Consider the following 12,328-nt stretch of genomic DNA (forward strand, 5'->3'; position numbering starts at 1 on the left):
GCTAGGAGAATGCTCCTAGCTTTTTTCTATGCTTTCCTTTTACATAATTGGGCTTGTCTTTGGAAGACTAGAACATGAAGTAAAGGAGAGTTGTGTATGAAGTGGAAACATATAATTGGTGACGTTGAAGTGAATCGGGATTTAGTGTTATTGCTCCTTATTGGAGGTTTATACACGCTCGCAATTTCTTTATCGAATACGTTTGTTAACATTTATTTATGGAAACAAACACAAAATTATGTGAATCTTGGCTTGTATAATTTGGCCAGCGTTGTATTACAGCCTCTCACATTTCTTATAGGTGGGAAATTAGCGAAGCGTATTGATCGCTCAATCTTGTTACGAATAGGTGTAGGCACGTTAGCTATTTTTTTTATCGTTGTTTTAGTAGCGGGAAAAAGCGCTTCTCACTATATTTTATTAATGGGGGCTCTTTTAGGAGTCGGATATGGTTTTTACTGGCTCGCGTTTAACTTATTAACATTTGAGATTACAGAACCAGAAACAAGAGATTTCTTTAATGGGTTTCTTGGACTTCTTACATCCTTCTCTGGCATGATTGGACCGATAGCAGCTGGATACACAATTTCACGTATGGAAAAATGGAGTGGCTATACGGTCATATTCTTTCTTTCGTTACTGTTATTTGCAATTGCTGTCATTTTAAGCTTTTTTGTATCTAAGAGAGAATGTGAAGGACGGTATGAAATTGTACAAGTATTGAAAGAGCGGCAGATTGATAAAAATTGGGGAAGAATTACACGTGCTCATTTTTTCCAAGGGCTGAGAGAGGGAACTTTTATTTTTGTGATTTCCGTGTACGTGTATTTAGCAACTGATAGCGAGCTCGCATTAGGGAAGTATAGCTTAGTAAATTCGGCTGTGTCATTTGTGTGTTACTATTTAGTTACTCGTATGTTAAAGAAAGAATGGCGAAAAAAAGCAATTTTGCTTGGAGGCATTATTTTGTATGCTGTCGTATTTTTAGTTATATTCAATGTTACATACGCAAAATTACTTATTTATGCAGCGTGTATTGCGATTGCATACCCTATTTTGCTCGTTCCGTACGGATCCATGACATATGATGTAATTGGCAGAGCGAAAAATGCGAGAGAGTGGCGGGTAGAGTATGTAGTTGTCCGGGAATTATGGTTAAATGCAGGAAGAATTTGTTCGATTTTAAGTTTTTTATGTGCTGTATTATTCTTTCCGCCTGAAAAAAGTTTGCCTTACTTATTATGTATTTTAGGTGCAGGACATTTCCTTATTTATTTTGCAGTTAAAAATGTCAAATATGATGAGGGAAATGTGAATAAAACAAGTGTTGTAACGCAAGCGACTGCGCAGAATCAAACAGAACCAGAAGGTTAACTTCTCGGTTGTTTTATGCTAGAATAGAAAAAGATGTAAGACAGCAGTGAGGACACCTGTATGAAGGTGTCCCTTTCACATTACATAGCTGTTGGTAGAGGGGGTTTGTATGAGCAAGAAGCAGAAACAACAAAAGAAAAAGACTCACGTTCCTTTTCGGTTAAACGTGCTGTTTTTCTGCGTGTTTTTAATGTTCTCCGCGGTTATTGTAAGGCTTGGATATGTACAAATTGTTCGCGGTGAGGAATATAAGAATGAAGTGGAGAGGAAAGAGAACTCGACGATAAGTAATCCTGTACCACGTGGGAAAATATTTGACCGTTATGGGCGAGCTGTAGTAGATAATGCAGCTGTACGTACGATTACATTTACAAAAATGAAAGGATCAACTGCGGAGGCTCGCTTAGAAACAGCGAAAAAGCTGGCAGATTTGATTGAAGTACCGACTGATAAATTAACAGATCGTGATAAAAAAGATTATTGGCTTGCTATGAATAAAGAGGAAGCGAAAGAAAAAATTACGAATAAAGATCGTCAAGAGTTAAAAGATAAAAAAATTGACGATAAAGAATTAGATGAGCGTCAACGAAGTCGCGTGACAGAAGAAGAAGTGAATCAATTATCCGCAAAAGATTTAGAAATACTAGCGATTAAAAGCAAAATGGACGGCGGATATGCGATGACACCACAAGTTATAAAAAAAGATGCTACACCAGAAGAATATGCGATTATTAGTGAAAATTTAGCAGAATTGTCAGGAGTAGATACGAGTGTCGATTGGGAACGAAAATATGCATATGATGGTGATTTGTTCCGAAGTGTACTTGGTGGTGTAACAACTTCTGACGAAGGTTTACCGAAAGAGCGTTTAGATTACTATCTTGTTCGTGATTATAATCGTAATGATCGTGTAGGGAAAAGTTATCTTGAACAGCAATATGAAGATAGCCTGCACGGTACGAAAGCAGAAGTGAAAAATATTACAGATAAAAACGGTAATATTTTAGAAACGATTAATGTCTCACAAGGGCAACGAGGTAATGACCTGAACTTAACAATCGATATGGAATTACAAAAGCGTGTAGAGGAAATTATCACTAAAAGTTTATTAAAATATAAAGGTGGGCAACCTCTTTTAGATCGTGCATTCGTTGTAATGATGAATCCGAAAAATGGTGAAGTTTTATCTATGGCAGGGAAACAGTTAGTGAATGAAAATGGCGAAACGAAAGTACAAGATTTCGCATTAGGATCGATGACAAGTTCTTATCCGATGGGATCGACTGTAAAAGGTGCGACAATACTTACAGGGTATCAAACAGGTGCCATTCAACCAGGTTCAGGTCAATATGATGAACCAATCGTATTAAAAGGAACGCCGAAAAAATCATCTTGGAAAAATATGGGATATATTAATGATTTGACAGCGTTAAAAATGTCTTCTAACGTTTATATGTTTAAAACGGCGATGAATATCGCAGGTGTTCAATATGTGAAAGGTGGTACGTTAGATATACCACAAAAAGCATTTGATACGATGCGTTATTATTTCGGACAGTTTGGACTTGGTGTGAAAACAGGTATTGATTTACCGAATGAATCAGCGGGCCAAACAGGTAAAGGAATTCAGCCAGGTTTCCTATTAGATTTATCAATAGGACAGTACGATACGTATACACCACTTCAATTAGCACAATATGTTTCAACAATTGCAAATGGTGGTTACCGTATGCAACCGCAAGTTGTAAAGGAAATTCGTCAACCGGCAGCGAAACCAGAAGAAACTGGAAAAGTTGTTCATTCAATGGAACCGAAAGTACTAAACCGAATTGATATGCCTGAATCACAAATTAAACGTGTTCAGGAAGGATTTAGACAAGTATTTAACGATTCTGGTGGTACAGCTACGAAATACTTTGCAGGCGCACCATATAAAGCTGCTGGTAAAACAGGTACAGCTCAAACTGTGTATGGCGGAGATAAAGAGATTGGTAGAAAGGCAAACGGTGAGCGTAAAGAAACATATAACTTAACGTTAGTAGGTTATGCGCCACTTGAAGATCCTGAAGTAGCATTTTCTGTTGTTGTACCTTGGGTAGATGATAAATCCGGTATTAACGGATATATTAGTCGTGACATTATGGACGCGTACTTTGATTTGAAAAAAGTAGAAAATGGCGAAGTTTCAAAAGATGAAATAGATAATAAAAAGAAAAATAGAGATCAAGATGATGAATAAAAAAGTTGTAAAAAAAGCACACTATCTGAAAAGATAGTGTGCTTTTTTTTATGGTTCATGCATACGTTTTAATAAAGTGGACAAGCATATCATATAGAAAAATTAAGAGGCCTCACAAATGATACTTATGCATCCCTCTGAAGGATAGCGTTTTTATGGACCAATCATCAGTGAAAATGAACAATGGCTACGGATTAAAGTTTTACTTAATATTGGTTCTTGTGGAACTTTACAAAACTTTTACAAACAATTAAAACCGAATTAATAGTTTAGCAGTATTCTTATATCTGTAATCCTGTTATTTCCGGTTACTTCTAGGAGGAAGAACACGTGAAATGGATAAGTGCATCAATTAAAGTTTTCATACTGTCGACATGTTTTCTTTATGTTGGCACGTCTACTGCATTTGCTGTGAATGAAATGGGAGAAGTGAGAGTTGATGGATCCTCAACAGTTTTCCCTATTATAGAAGCAGTAGCGGAGGAATATACAAAGGTGCATCCAAACGTGAAGATTTCCATCAGTGTTTCTGGAACAGGAGGAGGATTTAATCGTTTCAGTAAAGGAGAAGTAGATATAAATAATGCTTCGAGAGCAATGAAACAAGTGGAAGAAAATGAAATGAAGAAAAACTCCATTCAGTTTACACCGTTTGAAGTCGCTTACGATGGTCTTACAATCGTTGTGAATCGCCAAAATACTTGGATAGACAATATGACGGTAGACGAGTTACGTCTATTATGGAGTGAAGATGAAAGCGAAAAGCGATGGTCACAAATTCATTCATCATGGCCACGTGAACAGGTGAAGTTTTATGCGCCAGGTGTAGACTCTGGTACGTATGATTATTTTCAAAATGTCATCTTACAAAATAGTCGCATTGTAAAAAAAGTCTCTTTGTCTGAAGATGATCAAGTTATTATGCAAGGGGTAATGAATGATAAAAATGCCATTGCTTTTGTAGGATATGCTTATTATATGGCCAATCGAGATAAGGTGAGAGCAATAAAAGTGAATGGTGTACTTCCGACGAAAGATACCATTCAATCAGGTAAGTATAAGCCATTATCTAGGCCACTATTTGCTTATGTGAATGATGCATCTATCCGAAATAAAATGAATGTAGCAAATTATATTGAGTTTATGATTCAGCATGTTGGTAATCTCGCTGAAGAGGTTGGATATGTAAAATTACCAAAAGAAAAATATAATGAACAGCTGCGGATGTTAACAGAAATAAAAAGGTAATGTCAGGGTGGAAAGGGGTTTTCATCTTTGGCTCATAATGACAAAAGTCAAATTACATTTTCTGTACAACATTTGATTGAAAGAAATACAAAACAAAGAAAAAAAACGCAGCGAATCAATCGAATAGTTCCGTTATTACTGAAAATAATTGCTAGCGTGTCTATTGTAACGACACTTGGAATTATTTTTACATTGGCAAATGAAACATTGATGTTTTTTCAAAAAATACCATTACACTCCTTTTTGACGGGAAAAGAATGGTTACCTTTTTTTGAAGATCCTAAATTCGGTATATTACCACTTATATGTGGAACATTCCTTGTAACAGCAATTGCCATGTTCGTAGCAATTCCTATCGGTTTAGCCTGTGCTGTATTTTTAAGCGAATATGCTTCAAACGGTGCAAGGAAAGTATTAAAACCGATGTTAGAACTATTAGCAGGTATCCCGACAATTGTATATGGTTTTTTTGCATTAACAGTTGTCACACCACTTTTACAACGGATTATACCAGATTTACAGTTTTTTAATGCGATTAGTCCAGGTATTGTTATTGGCTTTATGATGATACCCATAATTGCATCTCTATCTGAAGACGCGATGAGAGCTGTAGCGAAAGGAACGAAAGAAGCTTCGTTAGCACTTGGAGCAACTCGGTTTGAGATGGTAAAACAAGTCGTGTTTCCTTCGGCTTTTACAGGGATTATAGCAGCAATCATATTAGCTGCTTCCAGGGCAATTGGTGAAACGATGATCGTTGTAATTGCAGCGGGATCCACACCGAATGTATCGCTTGACCCGACACAATCTATCCAAACGCTAACAGCCTATATTGTGCAAGTGAGTTTAGGTGATGCTCCGCATGGAACAATTACGTATTACAGCATGTATGCTGTAGGCGCAACGTTGTTCTTGTTTACTCTTATAATGAACATTATTTCACAGTCTATTATGCGCCGCTTTAGGAGGGTGACATAATATGCGAATGTTGAATCATAAAAAAATACAAGAAAATATGGCATCACGTTTTTTAAAAGACCGAGTTTACCAATTGTTATTTTATATAGCAATTTTGTTTTCAATAGTAATATTGCTTATTTTGCTTTTTCAAATTTTTGAAAAAGGTATAAGTTACCTTTCGTTAGATTTCTTTACAAACTTCGCTTCGCGTAATCCGAAAGAAGCTGGGATTGCTGCAGCTTTGTCAGGAACAATATTATTTATGAGTATTGTTATACCAGTCTCCTTTATATTTGGAGTTGGAACTGCTCTTTATTTAGAGCAATATGCGAAGGAATCTATATTTAAAAAGGTAATAGAAATTAATAATCAAACGTTAGCAGGAGTACCTTCCGTTGTATTTGGATTACTCGGCTTAACCATTTTTGTATATGCTCTTCATTTAGGTGAGAGTATCATTGCGGCGGCACTGACGATGAGTTTACTCGTTTTACCGACAGTTGTTGTAGCGAGTCAAGAAGCGATACGATCTGTGCCAAGTTCATTATTAGAAGCTTCTTACGGATTAGGTGCTACGAAGTGGCAAACGATGTATCAAATTGTATTGCCATATGCTTTCCCAGGAATTATAACGGGTTGTACGTTAGCGATATCAAGAGCGATTGGAGAAGCGGCACCGTTATTAGTTATCGGGGCACTTGCATTTGCAAATTATGTTCCATTTAGTATGTTTGATAGATTTACAGTTTTACCAATTCAAATTTTTAATTGGATGAGTAGGCCACAAGAAGAATTTCAGTACGTAGCTGCTGCTGGGATGATTGTTTTGTTAGGTTTGTTGCTCTTTATCAATATATTTGTCTTATGGTTACGAAATCGAAAATAAGTTGGAAATGGATGAAAGGGGAATTCAAATGGTAGCAACAGTAGTAAATGTACAGGTGAAAAACGAGGAGAAAATCGAGACTGCACCAAAGAAAGTAGTATTTGATACGAAAAACTTAAATTTATGGTACGGAGAAGACCATGCTTTAAAAGATATTAACTTAAGCATTCATGAGAATGAAGTTACAGCAATTATCGGGCCAAGTGGTTGTGGTAAATCAACGTACTTAAAAACATTAAATCGTATGGTAGAGTTAGTACCAATCGTGAGAACTACAGGTGTAATTGAATATAGAGAACGCAATATATTTGATAAATCATACCCAGTTGAAGAATTAAGAACTCATGTAGGAATGGTGTTCCAAAAGCCAAATCCATTTCCGAAATCTATTTATGAAAATGTAGCATATGGACCGAAAATTCATGGTATTCGTGATAAGAAAACATTGGATGAAATTGTTGAAAAAAGTTTACGTGGAGCAGCAATTTGGGATGAGTTAAAAGATCGTTTGCATGATAATGCATACGGTTTATCTGGTGGACAGCAACAGCGTCTATGTATCGCACGTTGTTTAGCGATTGAACCAGATGTTATTTTAATGGATGAGCCAACATCGGCACTAGATCCAATTTCAACATTAAAAGTAGAAGAATTAATTCAAGAGTTAAAGAAAGACTTTAGTATTGTTATCGTAACGCATAATATGCAACAAGCAGCACGTATTTCAGACAAAACTGCTTTCTTCTTAAGTGGGGAAGTTGTGGAGTATACAGATACAAATAAATTATTTACGACACCTTCAGATAAGCGTACAGAGGATTATATTACAGGACGATTTGGTTGATATCGTTGCAAGGCTAAGAGCAAATACCCTCTTAACAGAGGGTATTTCTTATTTTGCTGAGAAGGAATACTTCTCCTATTTTAAGGCTGATTACAGAGATAAGAGGCCTTACAATAGGAGATTTATATATATAATGGCACATAATATTGAGGGGGAAGAAACGATGGTAAGAGAACAGTTTCAATGTGATTTAAAAACGTTACAGCAAAAGGTGATTGAGCTTGGAGAGCTAGCGAGGGAAGCTTTATTGCTTGCTATGGAAGGTCTTCATACAAGAGATGTAGAGAAAGCGTTAGAGGTAATAGATGGTGATTATCGTATGGATAATTTAGAAGAGGAAATAAATGATCTTGCGCTTATGCTTATTACGAAGCAGCAACCTGTAGCAAGTGATTTAAGAAGGATTTTCATTTCAATTAAAACAGCGACAGATTTAGAGCGTATTGCAGATCATGCTGTTAATATTGCGAAATCAACAATTCGTCTTGGGGAAAAAGAAGTGGTTGTTAGTTTGCACAATCTTGATGAAATGTTTGCAATTGCAAATAAGATGTTACAGTTAGCGTTGGAAGCATATGAGCAAGAAAATTTAACTTTTGCGAAACAAATTGCCGAAATGGATGATTCAGTGGATGAAATATATGGGAAAGCGATTCGTGAATTTATATCTTCAGTTCCAGAACAGCCAGAAGCGATTACACAAATTACACAATTATCCTTTGTGGCGAGATATATCGAGCGTGTAGCAGATCATATTACAAATATTGCTGAAAATGTTTTTTATTTAGTAAAAGGAAAGCATTACTTATTAAATGAATAAAGAAAAAAGGCAGGTGAAACATCACCTGCTTTTTTTAGTCAAAACATGACAAAAAAAGCTCGTTGTTTCCTTTAGTTTATGATGATAAGATGTATCATAATATAATGGAAAAAATAGGACATATATGTTATTCATTTCATAAGTAATATTTCACCCAACATACAGTAAGCGCTTTCTTATTGGGTGTTTAAAAGGTACATGTATATAGGGAGTTTTACTGCCTGTAAAAGCCTGAGTGGTCAGGGCTAATAATCAGTGAGAGATGCAGCAAAATCCCTACTAATTAAAGTTTCATTTTATACTGCTAGTTAATACGGGGGAGATAATATACATATCGTATATGAAGTTACTGAACATTATATAAGTGGAGGCTGAAGTATATGAAGGGGGTTATTTTAGCTGGAGGAAAAGGACGACGCCTTAGACCATTAACATGTAATACTCCAAAGCCGATGTTGCCATTATTAGAAAAGCCAGTTTTGGAATACAATATTGAATTATTACGTCAGCATGGTATTCGTGAAATTGCAATTACTGTTCAGTATATGAGTACAGCCATTAAGCAATATTTTGGTGACGGTAGCAAGTGGGGCGTTAACTTGTACTACTTTGAAGACTCTCCACCGCTTGGAACCGCAGGGAGTATTAAACAAGCGGAAACATTTTTAGATGAAACGTTTGTTGTGATAAGCGGGGATGCGTTAACTGATTTTCAATTATCAGAAGGAATTACGTTTCATGAACAAAAGAAAAGAATGGTAACTATGTTTGTAAAGGAAGTAGAAAATCCACTTTCATTCGGTTTAGTTGTAATGAACAAAGAGCAAGAGGTTACACGATATATAGAAAAACCGAGCTGGAATGAAGTAGTCTCTAATATTGTGAATACAGGTATATATATTATGGAGCCAGAAATTTTTTCTTACATACCGCCCCGAGAATTTTTTGATTTCAGTCAAGATGTGTTTCCATTATTGGCAAATAAGAATGCGTTATTTGCATATTTGTCAGAAGGCTATTGGTTAGATATCGGTACATTTGATCAATATCGACAAGCACAATTTGATTTGTTAACGAAAAAATTGCAAGTACCTATTCCTTATACGGAAGTATTGCCGATGGTATGGATGGGGGAAGGTGTGGCGATTGGAAAAGGAACGAAAATTCACGGCCCTTCTTTTATTGGAGAAGGAGCAAAGATTGGTGCTGGAGCTGTAATTGAGCCGTACTCTATTATAGGGAAAAATAGTATTGTTTCAAGTTATTCTCATCTTCAAAAAAGTATTGTTTTTGCAAATGCGCACATTGGGCAGTATTGCGAGCTATTAGAAACGACAATAGGAGAGCATACAACGGTGGAAGATGACGTTACACTGTTTCAAAAAAGCATTGTGGCGGATCATTGTCATATAGGGAAAAGTACGGTAATTAAGCAAAAGGGAAAACTATGGCCATATAAGGCGATTGACAGCTATTCGGTAGTAGGATCGTCTGGTATTCAAGAAAGTGAAAAGAGTGCGGGGTGGTTGCAAAAAAGCCGCATTGTAGGAAGAGGTAATGTTGAGATCACTCCTCAATTTATTGTGAAGGTTGCGATGGCGTATGGATCTCTTTTTGCCAAAGGAGAAAGTATCTTAATCGGGAGTCAAGAACATATAGAAACGACTTCTTATAAAAATCTCTTTCTTCATGCGATTCATGGTATCGGGGTTCATACAATGGAATGCAAAGAAATGAACGAGTCGCTTTTTCAGTATAGCATTCAGGATTTGCAATGTGCAGGTGGGGTTTTCATTCAAGTGGAAAATGAAAAAGAGGTTGTAATAAAGTTGTATGGTAAGGATGGGGTACAATTAACGTATAAGCAGCAAAAAGCGATAGAACAAGTATATATGTCTGAGTCGTTTTATTACGTATGTGAGAAGGAAATGGGACAGAATAAGCTAGTCCACGTTTCTTTACATGATTATATAGAGGCTGTATTAGAACGTATCGATATTGAAAAAATACAAAAACAGAAGTTTCATCTTCTTATTAATAAAAGGAATGATATGTTACAACATTTACTTATGCTCTTTTTGCAAAGGCTCGGATGCACAATTACATGGATTTATGCAGGTGAACAAAAGGATCATGTGAAAGCCTTGATGAAATCAAGTAAAGCAAATATGGCACTTATGTTTTCGGAGCAAGGAAATTATTTCGAGTTATATGATAATCATAGTAATATTTACCAAGGTACAGATTTTGAAGAGGTAGATATTCCAGATTTATTACTTGAATCGACAGGAAATATTTACCCAATGTCTTTGAAATTAGGAGAATGTTACCTTCTATTTTATACGCAGGATGAAAAGAAGTCGTTTCAAGCGAGATGGAAGAGAGATATTTTATATCGAATAGGAAAATTATTTGAGCTAATAGCATTGCAGGGGAAAACATTTCTCAGCATAGTAGAGCAATCGCCGCCGCTCTATCTACTTTGTGATGAAGTTGTATGTTCATGGAATGAAAAAGGAAAAATAATGAGGAAATTATTGGCTGATATGGAAAGAAAGGAAGAAGGTATATTTGAAGGAGTACAGTTCAAATATACCGAAAAAGAGTGGTCTTATATCGTTTCTGACACAAAACAACCGAAATTTTTAGTGTATTCGCATGCCAGAAACCCAGTAATAGCAAGGGAAAACATGAAAAATCTTATAGAAAAAATTAGACAATATCAAAAGGTGTAGAATTTTTATTTTAAAAGTGGTATTATAGTATAGTCTGATTTAAGTTATTAGTACTGGAGGGAATAAGAATGCGTGTGAATATTACTCTAGCATGTACAGAATGCGGAGATCGTAACTATATCTCAAAGAAAAACAAACGTAACAACGCTGAGCGTATCGAGCTTAAAAAGTATTGCAAGCGTGACAAGAAGTCTACGTTACACCGTGAAACAAAGTAAGCAGTAGGAATATTTTCCTACTGTTTCTTTTTTTATTCGATTCCTCTGTTAAAAGTGATACACTATCATCGTAGAGCAAAGTATCACTGTGAGGGGGAAAATGTGTGAGAGAAGAGAAACTACGTTTACGTAAACAAATAATAGAGCACATGAATTCTTTATCAGAAGAACGGTATACAACTTTATCAGAGCAAATTGCATTTTCGTTGTATGCGCAAAAAGAGTGGGCTGAAGCTAAAACAATCGGGATCACTCTCTCAATGGAAAATGAAGTGAATACATATCCTATTATCGAAAAAGCTTGGGAAGAGGGAAAGAAAGTTGTTGTTCCGAAGTGTAATAAAGGAACAAGAACAATGTCCTTCCGACAAATTAGTAATTTTGATCAATTAGAAACAGTGTATATGAATTTACGTGAACCAATTCCAGCGCTTACGGAAGAAGTGGGTGCAGATGACATTGATCTTCAAATCGTGCCGGGCGTAGCTTATACAGGGCGAGGAGAACGGATTGGATATGGCGGTGGCTATTATGATCGTTATCTCGTGCATTATAAAGGGAAAACGCTATCATTAGCTTATGGTTTTCAAATGGTGGAACATATTCCAGTAGAGCCGTTTGATAAAAATGTAGAAAAAATTATTACAGAAAAAGGAACAATGGTTAAAAATGGGCTTGTATAGACAAATAAAAATTGACGAGACTTTTTCTTCTTGATTATAATAAAATATGTGAACGTTTTCTTATTATAATTTTTTATAGTAAGTGAGCATAGAGGGTGATGAAATGGTATCTATTTATGATATTCAGCAATTGCTAAAGAAATTTGGTACGATTATTTATACGGGTGATCGAATTGCAGATTTACAATTAATGCAAGATGAATTGCGTGAATTAAATCAATCACAGCTAATCGATCCACAAGACTATCAAACAGCTTTATTTTTATTGAAGCAAGAAATTCAAAAAGAGCTAAATAAGAATTAGATAAAGGTAGGTAAGCA

General features: G+C 35.8%; 11 protein-coding genes. All 11 read left to right on the forward strand.

Annotated elements, in window-relative coordinates; translation table 11 throughout:
• Nucleotides 1-96 precede the first annotated feature (96 nt).
• The 11 genes from KVT31_RS02080 to KVT31_RS02130 all read left to right on the forward strand — a co-directional run bounded on the left by KVT31_RS02080 (nucleotide 97) and on the right by KVT31_RS02130 (nucleotide 12,311).
• Nucleotides 97-1,374 (forward strand): MFS transporter, encoded by a 1,278-nt coding sequence (locus KVT31_RS02080; protein ID WP_088097768.1) that lies wholly within the window; start codon nucleotides 97-99, stop codon nucleotides 1,372-1,374.
• Between the two features lie 109 nt (nucleotides 1,375-1,483).
• Nucleotides 1,484-3,613 carry a peptidoglycan D,D-transpeptidase FtsI family protein gene (locus KVT31_RS02085; RefSeq protein ID WP_088097767.1) on the forward strand — a complete coding sequence of 710 codons (2,130 nt, stop codon included), beginning with the start codon at nucleotides 1,484-1,486 and terminating at the stop codon, nucleotides 3,611-3,613.
• Nucleotides 3,614-3,943: 330 nt separating this feature from the next.
• Nucleotides 3,944-4,861 carry a phosphate ABC transporter substrate-binding protein PhoX gene (gene phoX / locus KVT31_RS02090; RefSeq protein WP_088097766.1) on the forward strand — a complete coding sequence of 306 codons (918 nt, stop codon included), beginning with the start codon at nucleotides 3,944-3,946 and terminating at the stop codon, nucleotides 4,859-4,861.
• 27 nt (nucleotides 4,862-4,888) lie between these two features.
• The gene (pstC, locus tag KVT31_RS02095) at nucleotides 4,889-5,839 is read left to right on the forward strand and encodes a phosphate ABC transporter permease subunit PstC (protein ID WP_088097765.1); all 951 of its coding nucleotides are present in this window, start codon (nucleotides 4,889-4,891) and stop codon (nucleotides 5,837-5,839) included.
• A gap of 1 nt (nucleotide 5,840) precedes the next feature.
• Entirely contained in the window at nucleotides 5,841-6,707 is an 867-nt protein-coding gene (pstA, locus tag KVT31_RS02100; protein WP_088097764.1) for a phosphate ABC transporter permease PstA, read from the forward strand.
• A gap of 28 nt (nucleotides 6,708-6,735) precedes the next feature.
• Nucleotides 6,736-7,551, forward strand: coding sequence for a phosphate ABC transporter ATP-binding protein (pstB, locus tag KVT31_RS02105; RefSeq protein WP_000226681.1), 816 nt, complete (start codon nucleotides 6,736-6,738; stop codon nucleotides 7,549-7,551).
• A 163-nt stretch (nucleotides 7,552-7,714) separates the two neighbouring features.
• On the forward strand, nucleotides 7,715-8,371 hold the full coding sequence (phoU, locus tag KVT31_RS02110; protein ID WP_088098192.1) for a phosphate signaling complex protein PhoU: 657 nt from the start codon (nucleotides 7,715-7,717) through the stop codon (nucleotides 8,369-8,371).
• Between the two features lie 380 nt (nucleotides 8,372-8,751).
• The gene (locus KVT31_RS02115; protein ID WP_088097763.1) at nucleotides 8,752-11,106 is read left to right on the forward strand and encodes a sugar phosphate nucleotidyltransferase; all 2,355 of its coding nucleotides are present in this window, start codon (nucleotides 8,752-8,754) and stop codon (nucleotides 11,104-11,106) included.
• Between the two features lie 68 nt (nucleotides 11,107-11,174).
• Nucleotides 11,175-11,324: a 50S ribosomal protein L33 gene (rpmG, locus tag KVT31_RS02120; protein ID WP_001265616.1), complete on the forward strand. Its 150-nt coding sequence runs from the start codon at nucleotides 11,175-11,177 to the stop codon at nucleotides 11,322-11,324.
• A gap of 104 nt (nucleotides 11,325-11,428) precedes the next feature.
• A complete protein-coding gene (locus KVT31_RS02125; RefSeq protein ID WP_088097762.1) occupies nucleotides 11,429-12,007 on the forward strand; it encodes a 5-formyltetrahydrofolate cyclo-ligase in 579 nt (192 codons plus the stop codon).
• A gap of 103 nt (nucleotides 12,008-12,110) precedes the next feature.
• Nucleotides 12,111-12,311, forward strand: coding sequence for a YqgQ family protein (locus KVT31_RS02130; RefSeq protein ID WP_000253699.1), 201 nt, complete (start codon nucleotides 12,111-12,113; stop codon nucleotides 12,309-12,311).
• Nucleotides 12,312-12,328 lie beyond the last annotated feature (17 nt).

The sequence above is a fragment of the Bacillus sp. GbtcB14 genome, assembly GCF_019091205.1.
GTDB classification, from domain to species: Bacteria; Bacillota; Bacilli; order Bacillales; family Bacillaceae_G; genus Bacillus_A; species Bacillus_A cereus_AG.